Source organism: Comamonas sp. BIGb0124 (genome assembly GCF_003752175.1).
In the GTDB taxonomy this organism is placed as follows: domain Bacteria; phylum Pseudomonadota; class Gammaproteobacteria; order Burkholderiales; family Burkholderiaceae_C; genus Comamonas_F.
On record NZ_RJVF01000011.1, the window covers coordinates 20,009 to 42,216 of the forward strand.

General features: G+C 67.7%; 19 protein-coding genes. 10 read left to right on the forward strand and 9 right to left on the reverse strand.

Translation table 11 applies throughout. The annotated features are described in order from the left end of the window. Nucleotides 1-35: 35 nt before the first annotated feature. Both EC845_RS12750 and EC845_RS12755 read right to left on the reverse strand, forming a co-directional pair. Nucleotides 36-1,067, reverse strand: a complete 1,032-nt coding sequence (locus EC845_RS12750) for a threonine/serine dehydratase (protein WP_233598052.1) — start codon at nt 1,065-1,067, stop codon at nt 36-38. Between the two features lie 59 nt (nt 1,068-1,126). Further along, complete coding sequence (locus tag EC845_RS12755) at nt 1,127-1,921, reverse strand: putative hydro-lyase (protein WP_123298502.1); 795 nt, start codon at nt 1,919-1,921, stop codon at nt 1,127-1,129. Between the two features lie 168 nt (nt 1,922-2,089). On the opposite strand from EC845_RS12755, the gene EC845_RS12760 reads away from it, so the two are divergent. Beyond that, nucleotides 2,090-3,055 carry a LysR family transcriptional regulator gene (locus tag EC845_RS12760; RefSeq protein ID WP_123298817.1) on the forward strand — a complete coding sequence of 322 codons (966 nt, stop codon included), beginning with the start codon at nt 2,090-2,092 and terminating at the stop codon, nt 3,053-3,055. A gap of 29 nt (nt 3,056-3,084) precedes the next feature. Here EC845_RS12760 and EC845_RS12765 read toward each other — a convergent pair whose 3' ends face one another. Then, on the reverse strand, nt 3,085-3,420 hold the full coding sequence (locus EC845_RS12765; RefSeq protein WP_123298503.1) for a hypothetical protein: 336 nt from the start codon (nt 3,418-3,420) through the stop codon (nt 3,085-3,087). 462 nt (nt 3,421-3,882) lie between these two features. Between EC845_RS12765 and EC845_RS12770 the strand changes: the two genes are divergently transcribed. Next, nucleotides 3,883-4,500 carry a Fur family transcriptional regulator gene (locus EC845_RS12770; RefSeq protein ID WP_158615690.1) on the forward strand — a complete coding sequence of 206 codons (618 nt, stop codon included), beginning with the start codon at nt 3,883-3,885 and terminating at the stop codon, nt 4,498-4,500. A gap of 24 nt (nt 4,501-4,524) precedes the next feature. Here the strand turns inward: EC845_RS12770 and mrdA are convergent, their stop codons facing one another. The 4 genes from mrdA to EC845_RS12790 all read right to left on the reverse strand — a co-directional run bounded on the left by mrdA (nt 4,525) and on the right by EC845_RS12790 (nt 9,275). After that, complete coding sequence (mrdA, locus tag EC845_RS12775; protein WP_123298505.1) at nt 4,525-6,474, reverse strand: penicillin-binding protein 2; 1,950 nt, start codon at nt 6,472-6,474, stop codon at nt 4,525-4,527. Between the two features lie 19 nt (nt 6,475-6,493). After that, on the reverse strand, nt 6,494-7,015 hold the full coding sequence (gene mreD / locus EC845_RS12780) for a rod shape-determining protein MreD (RefSeq protein WP_123298506.1): 522 nt from the start codon (nt 7,013-7,015) through the stop codon (nt 6,494-6,496). Nucleotides 7,016-7,034: 19 nt separating this feature from the next. Continuing rightward, nucleotides 7,035-8,072 carry a rod shape-determining protein MreC gene (gene mreC / locus EC845_RS12785; RefSeq protein ID WP_123298818.1) on the reverse strand — a complete coding sequence of 346 codons (1,038 nt, stop codon included), beginning with the start codon at nt 8,070-8,072 and terminating at the stop codon, nt 7,035-7,037. Between the two features lie 159 nt (nt 8,073-8,231). Further along, on the reverse strand, nt 8,232-9,275 hold the full coding sequence (locus EC845_RS12790; RefSeq protein WP_123298507.1) for a rod shape-determining protein: 1,044 nt from the start codon (nt 9,273-9,275) through the stop codon (nt 8,232-8,234). A gap of 299 nt (nt 9,276-9,574) precedes the next feature. Between EC845_RS12790 and gatC the strand changes: the two genes are divergently transcribed. The 8 genes from gatC (at nt 9,575) to EC845_RS12830 (ending at nt 19,944) form a co-directional block, all read left to right on the forward strand. Further along, on the forward strand, nt 9,575-9,874 hold the full coding sequence (gatC, locus tag EC845_RS12795; RefSeq protein ID WP_123298508.1) for an Asp-tRNA(Asn)/Glu-tRNA(Gln) amidotransferase subunit GatC: 300 nt from the start codon (nt 9,575-9,577) through the stop codon (nt 9,872-9,874). Between the two features lie 39 nt (nt 9,875-9,913). Then, on the forward strand, nt 9,914-11,374 hold the full coding sequence (gene gatA / locus EC845_RS12800) for an Asp-tRNA(Asn)/Glu-tRNA(Gln) amidotransferase subunit GatA (RefSeq protein WP_123298509.1): 1,461 nt from the start codon (nt 9,914-9,916) through the stop codon (nt 11,372-11,374). A 4-nt stretch (nt 11,375-11,378) separates the two neighbouring features. After that, nucleotides 11,379-12,827 (forward strand): Asp-tRNA(Asn)/Glu-tRNA(Gln) amidotransferase subunit GatB, encoded by a 1,449-nt coding sequence (gene gatB / locus EC845_RS12805; RefSeq protein ID WP_123298510.1) that lies wholly within the window; start codon nt 11,379-11,381, stop codon nt 12,825-12,827. Nucleotides 12,828-12,869: 42 nt separating this feature from the next. Then, on the forward strand, nt 12,870-13,409 hold the full coding sequence (locus tag EC845_RS12810; RefSeq protein WP_123298511.1) for an RNA polymerase sigma factor: 540 nt from the start codon (nt 12,870-12,872) through the stop codon (nt 13,407-13,409). A gap of 81 nt (nt 13,410-13,490) precedes the next feature. Next, nucleotides 13,491-14,585 carry a FecR domain-containing protein gene (locus EC845_RS12815; RefSeq protein WP_123298512.1) on the forward strand — a complete coding sequence of 365 codons (1,095 nt, stop codon included), beginning with the start codon at nt 13,491-13,493 and terminating at the stop codon, nt 14,583-14,585. Nucleotides 14,586-14,854: 269 nt separating this feature from the next. Next, complete coding sequence (locus EC845_RS12820; RefSeq protein ID WP_123298513.1) at nt 14,855-17,299, forward strand: TonB-dependent receptor; 2,445 nt, start codon at nt 14,855-14,857, stop codon at nt 17,297-17,299. A gap of 87 nt (nt 17,300-17,386) precedes the next feature. Beyond that, nucleotides 17,387-18,529 (forward strand): YncE family protein, encoded by a 1,143-nt coding sequence (locus EC845_RS12825; RefSeq protein WP_123298514.1) that lies wholly within the window; start codon nt 17,387-17,389, stop codon nt 18,527-18,529. A 431-nt stretch (nt 18,530-18,960) separates the two neighbouring features. Further along, on the forward strand, nt 18,961-19,944 hold the full coding sequence (locus EC845_RS12830; RefSeq protein WP_123298515.1) for a tripartite tricarboxylate transporter substrate binding protein: 984 nt from the start codon (nt 18,961-18,963) through the stop codon (nt 19,942-19,944). Between the two features lie 46 nt (nt 19,945-19,990). On the opposite strand, the gene EC845_RS12835 is transcribed toward EC845_RS12830, so the two are convergent. Both EC845_RS12835 and EC845_RS12840 read right to left on the reverse strand, forming a co-directional pair. Beyond that, nucleotides 19,991-20,974, reverse strand: a complete 984-nt coding sequence (locus EC845_RS12835) for a GlxA family transcriptional regulator (protein WP_123298516.1) — start codon at nt 20,972-20,974, stop codon at nt 19,991-19,993. Between the two features lie 167 nt (nt 20,975-21,141). Beyond that, on the reverse strand, nt 21,142-22,077 hold the full coding sequence (locus tag EC845_RS12840; protein ID WP_123298517.1) for a LysR family transcriptional regulator: 936 nt from the start codon (nt 22,075-22,077) through the stop codon (nt 21,142-21,144). Nucleotides 22,078-22,208 lie beyond the last annotated feature (131 nt).

Below are 22,208 nucleotides of genomic sequence, written 5' to 3' on the forward strand. Positions count from 1 at the left end.
CGGGTGAGACATCTCACGGTGGCCGGGGCGGGTCCTCAGGCCTCGGGCTGCAGGATGCGGGCATAGGTATCGGCGTCGACATTGCCGCCGCTGAGCACGACGGCCACGGTTTTTCCGCGCACATCGAGGCGGCCGGCCAGCAGCGCGGCCAGACCGACGGCACCGCCCGGTTCGACCACCAGCTTGAGCTCGGCGTAGGCCATGCGCATGGCTGCGGCCACTTCGTCGTCGGTGACCACCAGACTGCCCGACAGCAGGGCCCGGTTGACCGGGAAGGTGAGCTCGCCGGGAATGGCGACCTGCAACGCATCGCACATCGACACCGCACCGGGTGCGTTGCGCTCGCGCTGCCCGGACTGCAGCGAACGGGCCAGTTCGTCGAAGCCCTGCGGCTCGACCGCATAGACAGCGGTTGCCGGGCTCAGCGCGCGCACGGCCGCGGCGACGCCGGCCACCAGCCCACCGCCGCTGCAGGCGGCCAGCACGGCGTCGGGCACCCGCCCGAGGGCCTGGCTCTGCTGCACGATCTCGAGGCCGACGGTGGCCTGCCCGGTCATGATGTACGGGTCGTCGTAGGGCGGCACGATGGTGGCGCCGGTCCGTGCGGCGATTTCCGCCCCCAGGGTCTCGCGGCTTTCATGCAGTCGGTCGTACAGCCGCACGGTGGCGCCGTTGCGGCGCGCACCGTCGATCTTGGTCGACGGCGCGTCCGAGGGCATGAGGATGGTGGCGGGCATGTCCAGCAGCCGCGCCACGGCCGAGATCGCCAGCGCATGGTTGCCCGACGACCAGGCGACGACACCGCCGGCACGCTGCGCCGGCGTGAGCTGCAGCAGCCGGTTGCAGGCGCCGCGGAACTTGAAAGAGGCGGCCTGCTGCAGCACCTCGGCCTTGAACAGCACACGGGCACCGGTCAGCGCGTTGATGGCAGGGCTCTCGAGCAAGGGCGTGCGCACGGCGTGGCTGCGGATGCGCTCGGCCGCCGCTTCGATGGCCGCCAGCGTCGGCGCCCCGAGTTCGTGCAGCAGGGCCGGCGCGGGCATGGGTGGCGTGAGGAGAGAAATCATGGCGATCGGACAGGCAAGAGGAGAAGTCGAATGAGGACGGGCGTGCGGGCCGGCTTGGGCTAGAGGGCGGCCAGTTGGCTGTTGCGGATGTCGGCGACCAGCATGTAGCCCGGCTTGTGCGTGATGGCCAGCGGCGGCCTGGCCGAACGGATCGCCTGCTGCGGCGTGACGCCGCAGGCCCAGAACACCGGGATTTCGCCCTCGCGCATGTCGGCGGGCTGCCCGTAGTCGGGGCGGCTCAGATCGGCGATGCCGATTCTTGCGGGATCGCCCAGGTGCACCGGTGCGCCGTGCACGGCCGGAAACCGCGAGGTGACCTGGATGGCGCGGATCGCCTGGGCCGGCGTCATGGGGCGCATGCTCACCACCATGTTGCCGCCGAAGCGGCCGGCCGGCGTGTTGCGGATGCTGGTGTTGTACATCGGTACCGGGTGATCGTTCTCGATGTGACGCACGGGCACCAGCGCATCGATCAGCGCGGCCTCGAACGACAGCGAGCAGCCGATGACGAAACCCACCAGGTCGTCGCGCCACAGTTCGCCCAGGTCGGCGACCTCGCCGCTGAACTCGCCGTCGCGGAACACGCAGTACGCCGGCACGTCGTGCCGGAGATCGATGCCGGCTCCGAGCTCGGGCACGCTGGGATCGCCCGGCTCCGTCATGCCGATGACGGGGCACGATTTCGGGTTGAGCCGGCAGAAACGCAGGAACTCGTCGGCATAGTCGCGCGGCAGGATCGCCAGGTTGCCCTGGGCATGGCCGGGGGCCTGGCCCGCTGTGTGCGAGTGGAAGTCCTGCCGGCGGATGGCCCGGCGCAGATCCGCCGGTATCGGCCAGATGGAGGGAGCAGTCATGTTCAAAGGTATCGGTCGTCGAGGAGGAATGCCCCAGACTTTAGAAACCGGCCCCCACACCGTCCATCCAGAAATATTGCCAGCGCATGTTCAAGAAAAGTGAACAGCGCAGGCACCACGACCACCCGTTCGCCGCACCACGGTGAAGCACGCCAGACTCGACGCACCATGAACAGCAGATTTCTCGAAACCTTCATCGCCCTGGCCCGTACGCCCCACCTCCGGCGCGTCGCCGAACGCATGCATGCAACGCCCGGTGCACTGTCGATGCGCATCCGCAGCCTGGAGCAGGAACTGGGCGTCGCGCTGTTCACGGCCGAGCAGAAATCGCTGGCCCTGACCGACGCGGGCCGGCGGCTGCAGCCGTACGCGCAGGCGGTGCTCAAGGCCGTCGAGGAACTGCGGCAGGCGGCACAGCCCCGCGACGCCGTGACCGGCCGGGTGCGTGTCGGGATGATGGAGACGGTGGTGCACACGCTGCTGCCCGATTTCGTGAAGGCCATGGGCGAGCAACTGCCGGGCGTCGAGCTGGACCTGTCGGTCGATCTCACGGTCAACCTGATCGAGAACCTGATGCGCGGCGAGCTCGATCTCATCCTGTGCGTGGGCCAGGAGCCGCGCAGCCCCTATGTGCTGGCCGAGAACCTGCTGAACCTCTCCATCCACTGGATCGCGCGCAAGGACCTCGTCGACGCGCAGGATGCGCTGCGTCAGGTCTTCAGGCACCAGATCATGACCCAGATGAGCAACACCGCCCCCTACAACGCCGCGGTCAGCGTGATCCAGAAGCTGGCGGCCGACCAGGGCGTGCCCGCCACGCGTCTGCGCATCTCCAGTTCACCCTCGCTCGCCGCGCTGGTGGCCCTGGCGCGCGAAGGCCTGGGCGTGGCCGTCGTGCCGGGCCTGCTGGTGAAGGAACAGCTCGACCGCGGCGAGCTGGTGCAGTTGCCGCTGCCGACGCCGCAGCCGTTGACGATTGCGCAGTGGCACGCCCTCAATGCCAGCCCGGCCACGCTGTGCACGGCCGAGATCGTCCAGCAGGTGTGTGCCGCGTACTGCGCGCGCCACGCGCCGGGGGGCTGGATCGCCCTCGCGGACACGGGCATCCGCAGCGGCCCGGGATCGGGCCCCTGAGCCGGCCGCCGCGGCACAAGCCGGCAGACTCAGTCTGCGCGGTCGGCCGGGCCGTTCTTCTGGCGGATCGCCAAAGCCACCCGCTCGAACAGGGTCTGGGGGGCCTCGACCTCGCGGTGGGCCATCGCGTAGGCCAGTTCGTCGGCATACAGGGCGAGTTCGGGATGGCCGAATCGCCGCGCATGCTCGCGCGCCACACGCATGATCTCGAGCGCATACTCTTCGTTCTCGGCCATCCACTCCGTATCCGTGACGCGGCCTGTGATCCGGCGCATCGACACGTGCAGGCGAGCGGCGATGGCCAGTCGATCTGCATCTGAAACGGCAGAAGAGGGCTGGGCGGGCGGCGGGGCGGACGGTGTCATACAGGCGTTGTCCGGCCTGTTTGCACAACTCATGCCAAGCCGGATCCGCCCATCACGCACCAAAAACGGGAATGCCATTCACATCAGGGTTAGCCCTAGGCACCACCCCTGTGCGTGGCAATTAGAATCCTTGACACTCGATCGGGTCATAAGCACATCACTGAATGTCATGTGCCCAGACCCGCAAAGCGAGGGTTAGAGGAGACATCAGCGAAACCAGAACAAGCTACTGACAAGCGCCGCCAACAGGCGCCCTCCCCTCCAGGCACCACGGCGCTACGCCCTGGTGCTTTTTTATTGGCCGGTCCCTGCGCCGATCGGGCCCGGCGGCCACCGCCGACGACAGTGCCTGTTTCTGTTTTTCGTCAACTTTACCGAGACTTTGCCGCCTCTTGACCGCAGGATCACACGACGTGGCCCCCCGGCCACATGCGCGATACACAAGCCCCCGATCATGGGGCCATGGTTAAACGATACTCGCCCCTCGCGGGCCAAGCCGCCCACCCGGCCCCTGCTGCCCGCCTGACCATGGATTGGGGCCAGCGCCCAGCCGAGCGCCAGGACGCCGGCACCGCCGACGACCTCGGTCGCCAAGCCCGCCTGCAGACGGCACGCCGCCACTTGGCCAGCGCCAGGCTGCGTCCCACCCTGGCCCGGCTGTGCGCGCTCGATGCGCTGCTCCAGCATCCCGATCTTCCCGTCTCCGTGCAGACGCTGTACATCAGGCTGTTCGAGGCCGGCTACAGCTGCTCGCTGGGAACGCTGTACCGCGCCGTCGGCGAACTGGCACGGCATGGTCTCGTGCAACGCGAGTGGGACACCGACGGCAACGGTCTGTACAGCCTCAAGCCCGATTCGAAAGGCCCACAGGGCATCCAGATCGTCTGCCGCGAGACACGCGAACGCCACGTCGTCCACGATCCGGCCCTGATGGCCCGGCTGGTTCGATCGGCCAAAGCCTGCGGGCTTCAGATGGTGGACAGCGATGTCGTGATCGAGGTCCACTGCGCCCCCATCCCCGCATCGGCCCCCTCTCCGGCCTCGATGGCGGTCGAAGCGGGGCGGGTGGCAGCGGGCTGACGCGGCCGCAGCCGGGCCGCCGGCTCAATCGCCCGAGGCGATCGGCACCAGGGGAATGTCGGCTGCGGCGCGCGGCGTGCCGAGCGGCGGACCGCCGCGTCCCTGCCGGACGGCGGCGATATCCTGCTCGGAAGGGTACTGGCCCAGCAGCGCATAGTCGAACACGCGCCGCACGATGGGCGCCGCGACCTGCGCGCCCCAGCCGGCGTTCTCGACGATGGCGGCCACCACCAGTTGCGGATTCTGCGCCGGCGCGAAGGCCAGATACAGGCCGTGGTCGCGCTGCCGCTCGGCCAGACGCTTGGCGTCGTAGCGGTCCTTCTGGCCGATGGTCACGGCCTGTGCCGTGCCGGTCTTGCCGCCGGAGGTGTAGCCGGCGCCGGCGAACACGCCGCGGCCCGTGCCGTCCGTCACCACGCTGACCATGCCGTCGAGCACGACCTGGATGTTCTGCTGCTTGTAGCCCAGATTGACCGGCGTTTCGAGCACCACGGCCTCGGGCGCCTGGGCATGGGGACCCCGGACGGCCTTGACCAGGTGCGGCTTGTTCTGCAGTCCGTGATTGGCGACCGCGGCCATGGCGTTGGCCAGTTGCAGCATGGTGAAGTTGTTGTAGCCCTGGCCGATGCCCAGCGAGATGGTCTCGCCCGCGTACCAGCGTTTCTGCTCGGGCCGGCGATAGGTGTTGCGTTTCCATTCGGTGCTGGGCAACACGCCGCGCACCTCGCCGCCCAGGTCCAGCCCGGTGATCTGGCCGAAGCCCAGCGGTTTCATGAAATCGTGGATGGTGTCCACGCCCATGTCGTTGGCCAGCGAGTAGAAGTAGACATTGCTCGAACGCTGGATGGCGCGCCGCATGTCGACCGAGCCTGCCGCCTCGTGGCTGCGGAAGGTGTGGCCGCCGAAAGTCCACGAGCCGGTGTCGTTGACGACCATGCTGGCCCCGCGCTTGCCGGTTTCGAGCGCGGCCAGCGCCATGAAGGGCTTGTAGGTCGAGCCCGGCGGATAGGTGCCGCGCAGAGCCCGGTTGAGCAGGGGACGGTCGACCGACTCGTTGAGTTCCTTCCAGCTCTCGACGTCGATGCCGTCGACGAAGAGGTTGGGGTCGAAGCTGGGCTTGCTCACCATGGCCAGCACTTCGCCGGTGCGGGGGTCGATGGCCACCAGCGCGCCGCGCCGGTCGCCGAACAGGTCCTCGACCAGCTTCTGCAGGCGGATATCGAGCGACAGCATGACGTCGTCGCCCGAGACCGCCGGCGTGGTCGAGAGGGTCCGCACCGCACGCCCCGAAGCCGAGGTCTCGACCTGCTCGATGCCGGTCGTGCCATGCAACTGGCGCTCGTAGCTCTGCTCGATGCCCAGCTTGCCGATGGATTCGGTGCCGCGGTAATTGCCGGCGTCGTCGGAATCCTCGATCCGCTCTTTTTCGGCCTCGTTGATGCGGCCGATGTAGCCGATCACGTGCCCGCCGAGTTCGCCGTAGGGGTAGGTGCGGAACAACCGCGCCTTGATCTCGACACCCGGGAAACGGTAGTTCTGGGCGGCCACGCGTGCCACTTCCTCGTCCGTCAGGCGGGTCTTGAGCGGCAGCGAAGCGAAGCTGCGCGACTCCGCGCGCAGTTGCCGGAAACGGCGGAGATCGCGCGGCGTGAGGGCCACCAGCTTGCCGAGCTCCGACAGCGTCTCGTCGAGGTTGGGCACATTGGAAGGCGTCACCTCGAGCGCATAGGCCGAATAGCTCGACGCCAGCACCACGCCGTTGCGGTCGAGGATGCGGCCGCGGTTGGGCACGATGGGCAGCAGGCTGGTGCGGTTGCGCTCGGCGCGCGCATCCAGCGCGTCGTGCCGCGAGACCTGCAGCACCACCAGGCGGCCGACCAGCAGGGAAAAACCCAGGATCACGACCAGCGCGGCCACCCACACCCGGCGCCGGAATCGCGTCAGGTCGGCTTCGACGTTCTTGAGTTCTGCCATGGCGGTCGTGTGCGGGCGGTTACAGCGGGCGGTTGTCGTCCTGGTCGGGCGCACGCCGCTGCGGCGCCAGCAGGACCCACGAGACCATGGGCCACAGCACCGCCTCGGCCACGGGGGCCAGCATCACGTCCCAGCCCGGAAACAGGCCCGTGGCCACCAGTCCGGCCGCCAGCATCACCAGATGCGCCGCCAGAAACAGCGGAAACACATGCAGCGCCTGCTGGATCACGCCGTACCACAGGATACGGCGGCTGAGCACGGCCGCCAGAAAGGCCAGCAATGCGTAGGCCAGGGCATGCTGGCCCAGGATGGAGCCCTGGTGGATGTCCATCACCAGCCCGAGCGCAAAAGCCCCGGCCATGCCCATGCGGCCGGGCTGGTGCACGGCCCAGAACATCAGCACCACGGCCATGATGTCGGGCATCCACACGAGGCGGCCGAGCGGCAGCATGGCCAGCAGCAGCGCCAGCGCAAGGCTCAGCCAGATGAACCAGGCGCGCACCGGCAGCAGCAGGGTCTGTTTGTTGCGGGAGGTGTACATGGGCATCGGGTTCCGGGTGTCAGCGGGCGCCGGCAGGAGCAGCGGGGGCGGTGCGTGCCGCCGCCGCGGCGGGCGCGGTCCGCGCTGTGGCGGCGGGCGGCGGCGTGCCGTTTCCAGCCTGGGTCGACCCGGCCGGCGGAACAGGGTTCCCCGAAGCGGCATCCTGGGGTGCGGGCGCCTGCCCGACAGGCTCGTCGGGCCGCGTCAGCGGCGCCAGCACCATCACATGGCGCAGGCCGCGCAGATGGGCCTGGGGACGGGCATGGATGCGCAGGAAAGCCGAATCCGAACGCCGTTCGACCTGGATCACCTCGGCCACCGGCAGGCCCGGCGGGTAGATGCCGTCGATGCCGTTGGTGGTGAGCATGTCGCCCACCTGCACGTCGGCATCGTTCTGCACAAAACGCAGCTCCAGCGCACCGTCGGCCAGCAGGGCCGGGTTGCCATAGGCGATGGCACGCGAGCCGGTGCGCAGATTCATCACCGGAATCACCATGTCCTGGTCGATCACCAGCGAAACCTCGCTGGTGAAGGGGTAGGCCCGCGTGACCTGTCCCAGCACGCCATGGGCGTCCATGACGGGCGAGCCGGCGGAGATGCCCTGCAGGCTGCCCTTGTCGATGGTGACCCGGCGGGTATAGGGGTCGGCGGTGTCGTGGAGCACCTCGGCAGCCTGCGTCGTCGTCGTCAGCCGGGCGCGCAGGCCCAGCAGTTCGCGCAGGCGGGTGTTCTCGTCGAGCAGCGCCTCGGCCTGTGCGGCGCGCAGGGTCTGGGCCATCAGGCGCTGCTCGGCCTGGGCCTGGGCGGCGTGCGCGTCCTCGAGCGAGCGGACGTAGGCCGTGCTGCTCTGCACGGCACGAACCGGCTTGAGCACGCTTTCCTGCAAGGGATAGAGCGCGGCAGCGACCACGGCGCGCAGGGGCTGCGTCACCTGGAACCGCGTATCGGCCACCATCAGGAAGACAGCCAGCGCAAAGCACACCAGCAACCGGACGAAGGCGGGTGTTTCCTGCTTGAAAAAGGATGGCGGACGGCGGTCCAGCGTGCCTAGCGGCATGTCATGCCCTTCAAAACCGGCGATGGCTGCCGGATCCAACGACAGCGCTCAACGACAAGGGCGCAGCTGCCAGCAGCCTGCGCCCAGGGTCGCGCACAGACGGCCGCGCGACGAAAAATCCCGGCGGCCATCTGTTTCAGACTGCCGCCGCCGTTTTCTTCAATCCGATGTGAAGATGCTGCCCAGGCGGTCGACACGCTCGAGCGCCATGCCGCATCCCTTGACCACGCACAGCAGCGGGTCTTCGGCGACCAGCACGGGCAGGCCGGTTTCTTCGGCCAGCAGGCGGTCGAGATCGCGCAGCAGGGCGCCGCCGCCGGTGAGCATCATGCCGCGCTCGGCGATGTCGGCACCCAGTTCGGGAGGCGTCTGTTCCAGTGCGTTCTTCACGGCCGAGACGATCTGGTTGATCGGGTCGGTCAGCGCCTCGAGCACCTCGTTGCTCGAGATGGTGAAGCTGCGCGGCACGCCTTCGCTGAGGTTGCGTCCCTTGACTTCGAGCTCCTTGACCTCGCTGCCGGGGAAGGCCGAGCCGATGCTCTTCTTGATGAGCTCGGCGGTCGGCTCGCCGATCAGCATGCCGTAGTTGCGGCGGATGTAGTTGATGATGGCTTCGTCGAACTTGTCGCCGCCCACCCGCACGCTGCCCTTGTAGACCATGCCGCCCAGCGAGATCACGCCGACTTCGGTGGTGCCGCCGCCGATGTCGACCACCATGGAGCCCGAGGCCTCGGAGACCGGCAGGCCCGCGCCGATGGCGGCTGCCATGGGTTCCTCGATCAGGTAGACCGAGGTGGCGCCGGCGGCTTCGGCCGCATCCTTGATGGCGCGGCGCTCGACCTGGGTGGAGCCGCAGGGCACACAGATGATGATGCGCGGGCTGGGCGAGAACAGCGTGCGCGGATGCACCATCTTGATGAACTGCTTGATCATCTGCTCGGTGATCACGAAATCGGCGATCACGCCGTCCTTCATGGGCCGGATCGCCTCGATGTTGCCGGGCACCTTGCCCAGCATGGCCTTGGCCTCGGCGCCGACGGCCTGAATGACCTTCTTGCCGTGGGGGCCGCCTTCGTGGCGAATGGCGACGACCGACGGCTCGTCGAGCACGATGCCCTTGCCCCGTGCGTAGATGAGAGTGTTCGCGGTACCTAAATCAATAGCAAGGTCGGTGGAGAAATACCGGCGGATGGAACCAAACATAAGAACTGTAATTTCCTGGATAAGGGCGCACTGCGGCTGGGCCTGCAGCGCCGCCCATGAATTCGTGGCGACAGGGGGCTGGCTGGCATCGGGCAACGCCCGGTTGCACGGCAAACCAGGCCCGGTGCTCCGGCGTCCACGCCGAAGGCGGGATAATACTCCATAGCCTGTGTATAACTGCCGCGATTTCAGCCCTTAAAGGCCGTCATTTGACGAGAATCGCGATCTTTTGGCCCGCGCCATCGCTGTTGGCGGCGTCGGGCGGCTCTTCGAACAATCTTTCTGGATTTGGTTCCCCTATGTCACTGACCGCGCAAGACATCTCCCGCATCGCCCACCTGGCGAGGTTGGGGCTGCAGCCGGCCGAGAGCGAACGCATGCTCGGCCAGCTCAACGATTTCTTTTCCATCGTCGAACGCATGCAAGCGGTCGACACCCGGGGCGTGGTGCCCCTGGCCCACCCGACCAGCGTGATCGAGGACGTGGCCCTGCGGCTGCGCGCGGACGTCGCCAGCGAGCCCGACGACCGCGAGGCCAACCAGCGCAGCGCGCCGGCGGTCGAGGACGGTTTTTTCCTCGTCCCCAAGGTCATCGAGTAATCCGGCGTCCGCGCCCTACCGTCTCCAACATCGCACAGCATGAGTGAATTGCATCACCTGACGGTGGCCGAACTGGCCACCGCGCTCCGGAACAAGCAGGTTTCGGCCACCGAAACCGCCCAGCATTTCCTGGACCGCATCGCCGCCGCGCCCGAACTCGGCGCCTTTCTCGCCACCGACCCCGAAGCGACCCTGGCCCAGGCCCGTGCCGCCGACGCCCGCCTGGCCGCAGGCAGCGCGGCCCGCCTGGAGGGCGTGCCGATCGCCCACAAGGACATTTTCGTCACGCGCGACTTCCCGACCACGGCAGGCTCCCGGATGCTCGAGGGCTACCGTTCGCCCTTCGACGCCACGGTCGTTCGCCAACTGGCCGAGGCCGGTGCGGTCACCCTCGGCAAGCTCAACTGCGATGAGTTCGCCATGGGCTCGGCCAACGAGAATTCCGCCTACCAGCCGGCGCTCAACCCCTGGGACCGCAGCCGCGTGCCGGGCGGGTCTTCGGGCGGCAGCGCGGTGGCCGTGGCCGCCCGCCTGGCGCCCGGCGTGACCGGCACCGACACCGGTGGCTCGATCCGCCAGCCGGCCGCGTTCTGCGGCATCACCGGCATCAAGCCGACCTACGGCCGGGCCTCGCGCTACGGCATGGTGGCGTTTGCCTCCAGCCTCGACCAGGCCGGCCCCATGGCCCGCACGGCCGAGGACTGCGCGCTGCTGCTCTCGCCCATCTGCGGCCCGGACGCCGACCGCGACTCGACCTCGCTCGACCACCCCGCACAGGACTACAGCCGCGACCTGGGCGCCTCCATCGAGGGCCTGCGCATCGGCCTGCCCAAGGAGTTCTTCGGCGACGGCCTGGCCGCCGACGTGCGCGCGGCCATCGACGAGGCCCTCAAGACCTACGAATCGCTGGGCGCCAAGCTCGTCGAGATCAGCCTGCCGCGCACCGAGCTGTCCATCCCGGTCTACTACATCATCGCGCCGGCCGAGGCGTCCTCCAATCTCAGCCGCTTCGACGGCGTGAAGTTCGGCCACCGCGCCGCCGACTACAGCGACCTCGAGTCCATGTACAAAGCGACGCGCGCCGAGGGCTTCGGCGACGAAGTCAAGCGCCGCATCATGATCGGTGCGTATGTGCTCTCGCACGGTTACTACGATGCCTACTACCTGCAGGCGCAGAAGATCCGCCGCATGATCGCCGACGATTTCCAGCAGGCCTACACCCAGTGCGACGTGATCGCCGGACCGGTGGCGCCCACGGTGGCCTGGAAGCTGGGGGCCAAGAGCGACCCGCTGGCCAACTACCTGGCCGACATCTACACCTTGCCGGCCTCGCTGGCGGGCCTGCCGGGCATGAGCCTGCCGGTGGGCTTCGGCGAAGGCGGGCTGCCGGTCGGCCTGCAGCTGCTGGGCAACTATTTCGACGAAGCCCGTCTGCTCAACGCCGCCCACCGCTTCCAGCAAGCCACCGATTTCCACGCCCGCGCACCCGAAGGCATCTGAGACCATGAGCCACGCCAAACTGATCCAGGGCTACGAAGTCGTCATCGGCTTCGAGACACACGCCCAGCTCTCCACCGCCTCGAAGATTTTCAGCCGGGCCTCGACCGCCTTCGGCGCCGAGCCCAACACCCAGGCCTGCGCCGTCGACCTGGCACTGCCGGGCACCCTGCCGGTGATGAACCGGGGTGCCGTCGAACGGGCCATCCAGCTCGGCCTGGCGCTGGGCTCGACCATCGCGCCGACCAGCATCTTCGCGCGCAAGAACTACTTCTACCCCGACCTGCCCAAGGGCTACCAGATCAGCCAGTTCGAGATCCCCGTGGTGCAGGGCGGCGAAGTCGGTTTCCTGCTCGGCGAAGAGAAACGAACCGTCCGCCTGGTGCGGGCCCACCTGGAAGAAGACGCCGGCAAATCCGTGCACGAGGGCTTCATCGGTCAGTCCGGCATCGACCTCAACCGCGCCGGCACGCCGCTGCTCGAGATCGTGACCGAACCCGACATGCGTTCGACCGAGGAAGCCGTGGCCTACGCCAAGGAACTGCACAAGATCGTGACCTGGATCGGCATCTGCGACGGCAACATGCAAGAGGGCTCTTTCCGCTGCGACGCCAACGTGTCGGTGCGCAAGCCCGGTGCGCCGCTAGGTATCCGCCGGGAGATCAAGAACCTCAACAGCTTCAAGTTCATGCAGCAGGCGATCGACTTCGAGATCCGCTGGCAGATCGAGCAGATCGAGGACGGTCATGCGATCGAGCAGGCCACGGTGCTGTTCGACCCCGACACCGGCGAAACCCGTGCGATGCGCACCAAGGAAGACGCGGCCGACTACCGCTATTTCCCCGACCCCGATCTGCCTCCGCTGGTGATCTCGGCCGACTGGATCGAGCGCGTGCGCGCCGGCATGCCCGAGCTGCCGCGCCTGATGGCCGCCCGCTTCGTCGCCGACTACGGCCTGCCCGAGTACGACGCGACCACGCTCACGCAGAGCAAGACCATGGCCGCGTTCTTCGAAGCCACGGCGCGGGTCTGCGGCAACGCCAAGCTGGCCAGCAACTGGATCATGGGCGAGGTCTCGCGCCGCGCCAACGCGCTCGATCTCGGCTTCGATGCACTGCCCATCACTTCGGGCCAGTTGGCCCAGTTGATCGGCCGCATCGGCGACGGCACCATTTCCAACAACGCCGGCAAGCAGGTGTTCGAAGCGCTGTGGAACAGCGAGAACGCCGATGTCGACGCCATCATCGAGGCCAAGGGTCTCAAGCAGATGAACGACAGCGGCGCACTCGAGAAGATCGTCGACGACGTGCTGGCGGCCAATCCCAAGTCGGTGGAAGAGTTCCGCGCGGGCAAGGACAAGGCCTTCAATGCACTCGTCGGCCAGGTGATGAAGGCCAGCCGCGGCAAGGCCAATCCGGCCCAGGTCAACGATGTGCTGCGCGCCAAGCTGGGCTGAGCCCGCTTTCGCACCCGACATTCGCGCGTCCGGCCGGCCATCATGATCGAGCGTTACTACCGCGAATTGCTCAGCCACTTCTCGCGCCGCACCCGCAGTGCCGAGAATGCGGCCGACATCGTGCAGGAAGCGTACTCGCGCGTGATTGCCGTGCAGCAGTCGGGCAGCGCCATCGCCGAGCCGAGGGCGCTGCTCTACCGCACCGCACGCAACATCCTGATCGACCAGCACCGCCGCAGCACGGCGCACGGCGAACACGTGAGCCTGCACGACGATGCCGGCGATGCGCTGGCCGGCCATCTGGTGCTGCACGACGTCGTGGTCGATCCCGAAGCCAGCCTGGCTGCGGCGCAGGCCATGCAATCGGTGCTGCGGATCATCGACCGCCTGCCGCTGCGTTGCCGCGAGGCCTTCATCCTGCACAAGTTCGACGGCCTGACGCAGGTGCAGGTGGCACAGCACATGGGCATTTCGCTCAAGGCGGTGGAACAGCACATCCGCAATGCCATGCAGGCCTGCCGGCAGGTCCGCGAGCGGCCGCCCGACCCCCCTTCGCCCGCAAAAAATACTCTGTCGGGCTGACGGCCCGCCCCAAATGCCTGGCGTTCAATCCCGTTCGCCTCCCGCCACCCACCGCCTGTCCCCCGCCCTCCGTCAGCCCGCATGCCCGTTCCGCCGCCCTTTCCGCCAGCCCCCGAACACAGCGACGTCGACCGTGCGGCGCTGGCGTGGTTCGTGCGCGAGCTGCGCGGCCTGTCGAGCCAGGAGCGGGCGGCGCGCGATGCGTGGCTGGGCAGCCACCCCGACCACGCGGCGGCCCTCGAACGCTGGCGCCAGGACTGGACGGGGTTCGACAGGCTCCCCTCCACCAGCCTGTCGCAGATCCGCCAGAATCTGCAACGCGACAAGCATTTGCAGGCCCGGCGCGCGGGCTTGCTGACCTTGGGCGGCGAGACCGTCGGCATCAAGCGCCGCCATGCCCTGGCCCTGGCCGGAACCACGCTGGGCGTCTCGGCCCTGGGCCTGCTGACCTGGCAGCACGTGCAGCGGCCGACCTGGCAGCAGTCCTTCGCCAGCCGGCGCGGCCAGTTGCTGTCCCTCGAGCTGCCCGACGGCAGCCGGGTGCAGATCGACACCCAGACCCGGCTCGAGGTGGTGTTTTTCCGCAAGCGGCGCGAGGTGCATCTGCTGGGTGGGCAAGCCGCGTTCCAGGTGACGTCCGATATCGCCCGCCCCTTCCAGGTGTGGGCAGGCGACGCCCGGGTCACCGTGGTCGGCACACGCTTTTCCGTCCGCCACACGCCGGAGATCCAGGAGCGCGCCGGTGTGCAGGTGGCCGTTTCCGAAGGCCAGGTCCACGTCCAGGTCTCGGCCGACCGCGGCCCTGCAACCCACCGTGCGGTTTCGCATCCGGCAACCGATGAGACCGCGGTCGATCTGGTGGCTGGACAGCAGGTCAGCAGCGACGGCCTGGGGCGATTGATGGCCGTCGCGGGCATCGACCCCGAAGAAGTGGCAGCCTGGCGGCGCCAGCGCGTCAGCTTCAACGACGTCACGCTGGCCCAGGCCATTGCCGAATTCGAACGCTACGGCGATACCCGCTTGCGCATCGTGTCTGACGACATTGCGGCGTTGCGCATCACCGGCACCTTCAATGCGCAGGATCTGACCAACTTCCGCCAGACCTTGCCCCAAGTGCTGCCCGTGCGCTTGCTGGCCAGAGCCGACGGCTGGATCGACATCGCGCCCCACAGCTGAAGCGGCCGCCCGGCGCGACGCCGGCCTCGCCGCGAATCTCGGCACCCTTCCCTGGAAAACCTGCGGCAGACCGGGCCTTGCGCAACGCCATCGCCGTCCGCCATGGCCCGGGCCCAGGGCCATTCGACGCCTTGAAATCAAAAAAACTATCGCCACTCGATATTCGATAAGAAACAACAACGGCGATGCGACTAGGGTTTTAGGGGAGATGTGCGTCTACATAAGAAGTATTCTGATTTCAAATCGCATATCGCGGAGGAACACATCCCATGCAACACACTCGCCTGCAGCCGGCGCCCCTGGTCCTGGCCATCGCCCTGGCACTGGGGCTGCCGCTGGCCCATGCGCAGTCGGTCACGGCCGGCACGACCCCGGTAGCCGTCGACATCGCGGCCCAGCCGCTGGGCTCGGCACTCAACGAGCTGGCCCGGCAGACCGGCCTGGAACTCGCCGTTCAGCCCCAGGCCGTGGCCGGCAAGACCGCGCCCGCCGTCAGCGGTCGCCTGACTGCGGGTCAGGCCCTCGACCGGTTGCTGGCCGGCAGCGGCCTGCGCGGCGGGGTCCAGGGGTCTGCGGTGGTGGTGACACCGGCCACCGCCACCCGCGGCGAGGCCACCTTGTCGGCCGTCACGGTGACGGCGAGCGCCGACGCGTCGGCAGCAGGCCTGTCGCCGGCGTACGCCGGCGGCCAGGTGGCACGCGGAGGACGTGTGGGCATCCTGGGCACGCAGGACAACATGGAGACGCCCTTCTCGATCACCAGCTACACCAACGAGCTGATTCAGAACCAGCAGGCTCGCAGCGTCGCCGACGTGCTTCAGAACGATCCCTCGGTGCGCATTGCCCGAGGTTATGGCAACTTCCAGGAGTCGTACTTCATCCGCGGCTTCATCCTCGGTTCCGACGATATCGCGTACAACGGCCTTTACGGCCTGATGCCCCGGCAGTACACGTCGGCCGAGCTGTTCGAGCGCGTCGAAGTTCTGCGCGGCGCCAGCGCCTTCCTGACCGGCGCCACGCCCACTGGAAGCGGCATCGGGGGCACCGTGAATCTGCTGCCCAAGCGCGCGCCCAACGAACCGCTCTCGCAAGTCACCCTGGGCGCCGGCAGCGACAGCCAGCTGTATGCGGCCACGGATCTGGCGCGGCGCTTCGGCCCCGACAACAGCACCGGCATCCGCATCAACGCCGCCCATCGCCGCGACGGCTCGGGCGTCGACGACGAGGCCTCCCGGCTCGACGTGCTGTCGCTGGGGCTCGATTGGCGCAGTGCGCGCGCGCGCCTGTCGGCCGATGTCGGTTTCCAGAACAACAAGCTCGAAGGCACCCGTCCCAACGTCACCGTCGCCGGCCTGAGCGCGGTTCCGGCTGCGCCGTCCGCCTCGACCAACTATGCGCAACCGTGGACGCATTCCGACGAACGCGACATCTACGCCACGGCGCGCGGCGAATACGACCTGACCGACCAGGTCACGGCATGGGCCGCCGTCGGCAGCCGCAAGGGCCACGAGGACAACCGCCTCGCGGGCGTGACCGTCACCAACCCCGCCACCGGTGACGCCACGGCCTACCGTTTCGACAACCGCCGCGAGGACGTGATCAAGACCGGCGAAGCCGGCCTGCGCAGCAAGTTCGACACCGGTCCCGTCAGCCATACCCTGACCGCTTCCGCCAGCTACTACGAGCTCAAGGAAAGGAACGCGTATGCGATGGACTTCTTCAACACCTTCCCGACCAACATCTACAACCCGGTCGATGTGGCCCTTCCGGCCATCAGCGGCACGGCGTTCACCGGCGGCGACCTCGCCAATCCGGGCCCGCTGTCGACGGTACGCATGACCAGCATGGCGCTGGGCGACACGGCCTCGATGCTCGACGGCAAACTGCTGCTCACGGGCGGCCTGCGTTACCAGCGGCTCTCGAACACCAGTTACGACTACATCAGCAGCCTGAACGGCGAGGTTTACGCCAAGAGCCGGACCAGCCCGGTGCTGGGCGCGGTCTACAAGCTGCGCCGGGATGTCTCGCTGTACGCCAACTACATCGAGGGCCTGTCGAAAGGCGAGTCGATCACCGGCAACTACACCAACACGGGGCAGACGCTGGCCCCCTTCGTCTCCAAGCAGAAGGAAGTCGGCGTCAAGTACGACAGCGGCAAACTCGGTGGCGGCATCGCCCTGTTCTCGACGGCCAAGCCGGGCAAGAAGACCGAAACCAACGCCGACGGCTCGCAGACCATCACGGCCAACGGCGAAGACGAACACAAAGGCATCGAGCTGACGACCTACGGCGAGATCGCGCGGGGCGTGCGTGTGCTGGGCGGGGTCACGTTCATGGATGCCAAGCAGAAGGAAAAGACCAGCGAAGACCTGGAAGGCAAACGCGTCATCGGCGTCCCCAGCCGCCAGGCCAACGTCGGCGTCGAATGGGATGTCCCCTATGCCCGCGGCCTGACGCTGGACGTCCGCGCGGTGTTCACCGGCCGCGTCTACGCCGACAACGCCAACACGCTGAGCGTGCCGAGCTGGACGCGTTTCGATCTCGGAGCCCGTTACGTGACCGAGTTCCAGAACAAGCTGCTGACCTTGCGCGCACGCGTCAACAACATCGCCAACCGCAACTATTGGGCGTCTGCCGGCGGCTACCCCGACAACGGCTACCTGGTGCTCGGGGCTCCCCGGACCTTCGCCCTCACGGCCACCGTGGATTTCTAGAATCCGCACATGATCCGCGCCGGGCCGCGGCCACCGCTGGCTGCCCCCCCGGTTTTTACCGTCCCGCATATCCTGAGGAGTTGAGACATGCGCCCCGCAATCCCCCGCAGCCTGACCACCACCGGCCTGGCCGTCGCCCTGGCCCTGGGCCTGGCCGCCTGCGCACAGCAGCCGGCTGCCACGACCGCCTCCGCAACGACAGCCGCCGCCACACCCGCGCCGGCCCCGGCACCCGCGCCCGTGGCCACCGCCCCGGCCGCCGACCCCAAAGTCCTGCGCCGCGAGCTCGCACACGGGGTCTACGAACTGGTCTACAGCCCGGTCACCCAGTCGGTCTACGCCTCGACCGCCCAGTCCATCACCGGCGTCAAGGGCGGTGTCATCTACAAGCTCGATCCCACCACCCTGGCCACGACCGGGCAGACCTACACCGATCTGCGCAACTTCGGCGCCACCGTCAATCCGGCCGGCGACACGCTGTATGTCACCAACAGCGTCTCCAGCGGCATCAGCGCGATCGACCTCAAGACCGGCGAAGTCAAGTCCCGCCTGAAGTTCGACGATCTCGGTCCGGACAAAAAACCTCTGGGCCCGCGCCAGATGGCGTACGACGAGGCCACCCACACGCTGTTTGTCGGCGGCGTGGGCGACCCCGGCGTGATCTGGGTCGTGGATGCCCTCACGCTCAAGCTCAAGGCCCGTATCCAGAACGCCGGCAAGTGGGTGACCGGCCTGCTGATCGACCCGGCGACGCGCCGCCTGTACGCGGCCAACGGCGGCGGCGAAGTGCTGGTGATCGACACCCGCAGCTACCGCATCCAGCAACGCTGGACGCCGGGCGATGGCCAGGAGTACCTGCTGCTGAACTTCGCCCACGATCCCAAGACGCATCGCCTGTTCGTCACCGACAACTCCAAGGCCAAGACCACCCTGGTCTTCGACGACCGCACCGGCCGGGTCACGCAGCGCCTGCCCGTGGGCGACTCGCTGGGCATCAAGCTCAACCCCGTGCGCAACGAGCTCTACATCACGCAGCGCGAAAGCGGCAAGCTGCTGGTGCTCGATTCCACCAGCTACGCGGTCAAGAAATCGTACGACCTGCCGCCCAACCCCAACAGCCTGCTGCTCGACCCCACCGGCCAGATTCTGTACGTCACGGTCAAGGTCGGCTTCAACAAGGACTATTCGACCGTCGGCCCCGACAGCGTGGTTCGCATCCAGCTCAACTGAGCCGCACCACCACGGCACCGGGGCCCTCCGACCCCGGTGCCCGCCCGCGAATGAGACCTCGCGCCGCACCACGCGCGCATCGGTCGCATCGCCGCCGGCACCGCACCCGGCGGCAAGCACCTTCGGGTGCTTTTTTTTGGACACGCCTTGGTATTTTTATTAACAATACAGTTAATAAAAACAGGCCAGTGGGCGGCTCGCCTTCCGCACGCGCCGACAAACCGGCCCCGCCCTTCGTGTCGCAGAGCGTGTCCAAGGTCACCCTATCCACCCCGGGTATATCCCGATCCCGGACCCGCTCTCCGTGCATTGACGCTCGCTCTCCGCCGATTCCATAATGAATCACAAATTCACTGAATGGTGAATTGACGGCCGATTCCTCTCGCCGCACGACCGCGCAGCGGCGCCAATCACAACAGGAGACAACCACCATGCCTTTGAGCCGCTACGCCCCCCTGGTCCTGCTGGCAGCCGCCAGCGCCCTGCTGCACGCACCGGCGGCCTTGGCGCAAGACAACTATCCGAACAAACCCATCCGGGTCATCGTGCCGTTTGCGGCGGGCAGCACCACCGACATCATTGCCCGGGCGATCAGCGACAAGGTGGGAAGCAGTCTGGGCCAACCGCTGATCATCGACAATCGCGCCGGCGCCAGCGGCACCATCGGGCAGCAGGCGGTCGCCACCAGCCCGGCCGACGGCTACACCCTGCTCCTGCACTCGTCTTCGCACACCGTCAGCCCTTCGACCTTCGCCAAGCTGCCGTTCGACACGGTGGCCGACTTTGCGGGCATCTCGCCCATTGCGACCCTGCCCAACGTGCTGGTGGTGGCACCGAGCAAGCAGTTCCGCCGGCTCGACGACCTGCTGGCAGCCGCACGGGCCAAGCCCGGCAGCCTGAACTTCGCGTCGGCCGGCCAGGGCAGCGCCACCCACCTCAACGCCGAGAAATTCAAGCACGCGGCCCAGATCGACGCCACCAACATTCCCTTCAAGGGCTCTGCCGAAGCCGTCACCGAAGTCATGTCGGGCCGCGTGGACTACTACTTCTCGCCCATTGCCCCGGTCATCGGCCAGATCAAGGAAGGCCAGTTGGTGGCGCTGGCCGTCGGTTCGCCACGGCGTGCCAGCGTGTTGCCCGATGTGCCGACGACAGCCGAGGCCGGTGTGCCCGGCTCGGAGTTCAATTTCTGGATCGGCATGCTGGCTCCCGCCAAGACCCCCCGTCCCATCATCGACCGCCTGAACCAGGAAATCGCCAAAGCCCTGGCCGCCCCCGAAGTGCAGGATCGTTTCCGCAAGCTCGGGGCCGAAGCCTGGACGCTGGCCCCCGACAAGTTCGACGCCTACATCCGCGAAGACATCACGGCCAACGCGCAAGTGGTGAAGGCAGCAGGGCTGGCCGCCGCACAGTGAAATCGCGGTAGCGACGCGCGCACGCGCAAGCCGCACCGGGCCCTCGTCACACCTCGGTGTCGAGGCTGTCGTGCAACTGCGCCGCCTGCGCGCGAGCCTGCCGCAGCAAGGCCTGCGGCGGCTGTCCGATGGTCCGCAGGAAAGCGCGGCGCATGCGTTCCTCGTCGCCGAATCCCGTGCGCGCGGCGACATGGGCGATCGCCACCTGCCCCTGTTCGATCAGGGCCTTGGCGGCCTCCAGCCGCAGGCGTTCGACGGCCTTGGCGGGCGTCATGCCCGTCTCGCGCACAAAGGCCCGGCTGAAATGCCGTGCGCTCCACTGCACCTGGTCGGCCAGTTGCTCGACGTTCAGCGGCGCCCGCAGGTTGTCCCGCACAAAATCCAGGGCTCGGCGGATGCGATCGGAATCGGGCTCCTGCGCCAGCTCGGACCAGGTCGCGAACTGCGACTGTCCGCCGGTACGCGGATACGCCACCAGCAACCTGCGCGCCACGTCGCGCGCCGCATCGGCCCCCCAGTCGTCTTCGATCAGGGCCAGAGCGAGGTCCAGGCCGGCCGACATGCCGGCCGCCGTCCACCAGTCGCCGTCGTGCACGACAAAGCGGTCTTCCTCCAGCAACACCCCCGCAAATGCCTGCCGGAACTCGCGCGCCAGCGCACCCGGCACGGTGGCACGGCTGCCCTCGAGCAGGCCGCCCTGTGCCAACAGCCAGACGCCGCTGCCCATGGCGCCCATGCGCCGCGCGCGGGGTGCCACCCGCACCAGACCGTCGACCCAGGGGCCGGCGGCCCGCGCGTTCGCCTGCACACCGCCGGCGGCCAGAATCGTGTCGTACCGCTTGCGGCCCAGGGCCTGGCTCTCCACCGTCACGCCGAGGCCCGTGGCCACCGTCCCGCCGTCGCAAGACACCAGCTCGGTCACGTAGTGCGCAGAGCCCAGCACCTCGTTGGCACAGGCAAAGGCCTGCAGGACGCCCAGGTCCATCGGCTGGAATCCGGGATAAACAAACAAAGCGATGCGCGCGGCCATGGCGTCCTTGAATCAGAAATCGTCAAACGGGAATCCTGGATTCTAGAACGCCACGGAGCCCTGCCAGGGCCAGATCGCCTGGCTGTAAAGGTGGGTTCCTGCATCTTCTTCACGAATCTTGCGCCAGGGCAAACAAGTGAACCATCGTTTCGTGCCCGCGCCTTGGACTATCCCCCAGTCCCGCCTCTGCAAGACCTGGAAGCGGGTTGACGCCCAGCCGCCGGGAACACCCGTGCGCACAGAAAATCGACCAGCGCCCTGACTTTCGGCGAGGGGTGCCTGCTGGCGGGCCACAGCACATAAAAAACGCCTGTGCGTTTCACATGATCGGGCAGCACCTGCCGCAGCACACCTTCCGCCACCAGGCGCCGGGCCGAGAAGTCCGGCAGGCAGGCGATGCCGCGGCCCTGCAGCGCAAAACACAGCCGCGTCTCGATGTTGTTGCAGATCATCGAGGTCGGCAACTGAAGCTCGGGCTCGCCGGCGCTGCGGATCAACGGCCAGGTCTCCAGCTTGCCGCTGTTCGGAAACCGGTAATGCAGGCAGGCGTGTTCAAGCAGGTCGGCAGGCACCTGGGGGGTGCCCCGCCGCGCCAGGTAATCCGGCGACGCCACCAGCATCAGCTCGAACGCCCCCAGACGGCGGGCCGACAGGCGCGAGTCGGCGGGTTCACCGCTGCGGACCACGGCGTCGAACCCCTCCTCGATGACATCGACCAGCCGGTCGCTGAAATCGAGGTCGAGTTCGATGTCCGGATAAGCCTGCATGAACTCGCCGAGCACCGGCAGCACCAGGGAACTGACCAGCGGCAGGCTGATGCGCAGGCGGCCCCGGGGCGCGACCGTCGCCTGCGACAGCTCGCGCTCCGCCGCTTCGATCTCGGCCAGGATGCGGCGGCTGCGCTCCAGGAACAAAATGCCTTCGGCGGTCAGCGTGACGCTGCGCGTGCTGCGATGGAACAGGCGTACGCCCAGCCTCTCTTCGAGCCGCGCCACGCTCTTGCCCACGGCCGATGCCGAGACACCCAGCAGCCTGCCGGCCGCGACAAAACTCCGGGTCTCGGCCACCTGAACAAAAACCGCAAAGCCACTCAGGCTGTCCATTCGTATCCTCGATTACGGACATGCAAGTCCGCATAACCAGGAACTGTATCCTGCTTTTTCTTCAATGGCAGAGCTTCTATGGTGACGGTTCATGTATTGAACAAGGAATCGGTTTGTCTTCACCTCTGCCC

Coding starts and splice junctions, on each gene's coding strand:
- gatC (WP_123298508.1), top strand. CDS start 9,575: ATGTCACTGACCGCGCAAGACATCTCCCGCATCGCCCACCTGGCGAGG.
- mrdA (WP_123298505.1), bottom strand. CDS start 6,474: ATGGCAGAACTCAAGAACGTCGAAGCCGACCTGACGCGATTCCGGCGC.
- EC845_RS12770 (WP_158615690.1), top strand. CDS start 3,883: ATGGTTAAACGATACTCGCCCCTCGCGGGCCAAGCCGCCCACCCGGCC.
- EC845_RS12840 (WP_123298517.1), bottom strand. CDS start 22,077: ATGGACAGCCTGAGTGGCTTTGCGGTTTTTGTTCAGGTGGCCGAGACC.
- mreC (WP_123298818.1), bottom strand. CDS start 8,072: ATGCCGCTAGGCACGCTGGACCGCCGTCCGCCATCCTTTTTCAAGCAG.
- EC845_RS12765 (WP_123298503.1), bottom strand. CDS start 3,420: ATGACACCGTCCGCCCCGCCGCCCGCCCAGCCCTCTTCTGCCGTTTCA.
- EC845_RS12835 (WP_123298516.1), bottom strand. CDS start 20,974: ATGGCCGCGCGCATCGCTTTGTTTGTTTATCCCGGATTCCAGCCGATG.
- EC845_RS12760 (WP_123298817.1), top strand. CDS start 2,090: ATGAACAGCAGATTTCTCGAAACCTTCATCGCCCTGGCCCGTACGCCC.
- EC845_RS12810 (WP_123298511.1), top strand. CDS start 12,870: ATGATCGAGCGTTACTACCGCGAATTGCTCAGCCACTTCTCGCGCCGC.
- mreD (WP_123298506.1), bottom strand. CDS start 7,015: ATGTACACCTCCCGCAACAAACAGACCCTGCTGCTGCCGGTGCGCGCC.
- gatB (WP_123298510.1), top strand. CDS start 11,379: ATGAGCCACGCCAAACTGATCCAGGGCTACGAAGTCGTCATCGGCTTC.
- EC845_RS12815 (WP_123298512.1), top strand. CDS start 13,491: ATGCCCGTTCCGCCGCCCTTTCCGCCAGCCCCCGAACACAGCGACGTC.
- EC845_RS12790 (WP_123298507.1), bottom strand. CDS start 9,275: ATGTTTGGTTCCATCCGCCGGTATTTCTCCACCGACCTTGCTATTGAT.
- EC845_RS12750 (WP_233598052.1), bottom strand. CDS start 1,067: ATGATTTCTCTCCTCACGCCACCCATGCCCGCGCCGGCCCTGCTGCAC.
- EC845_RS12825 (WP_123298514.1), top strand. CDS start 17,387: ATGCGCCCCGCAATCCCCCGCAGCCTGACCACCACCGGCCTGGCCGTC.
- gatA (WP_123298509.1), top strand. CDS start 9,914: ATGAGTGAATTGCATCACCTGACGGTGGCCGAACTGGCCACCGCGCTC.
- EC845_RS12820 (WP_123298513.1), top strand. CDS start 14,855: ATGCAACACACTCGCCTGCAGCCGGCGCCCCTGGTCCTGGCCATCGCC.
- EC845_RS12830 (WP_123298515.1), top strand. CDS start 18,961: ATGCCTTTGAGCCGCTACGCCCCCCTGGTCCTGCTGGCAGCCGCCAGC.
- EC845_RS12755 (WP_123298502.1), bottom strand. CDS start 1,921: ATGACTGCTCCCTCCATCTGGCCGATACCGGCGGATCTGCGCCGGGCC.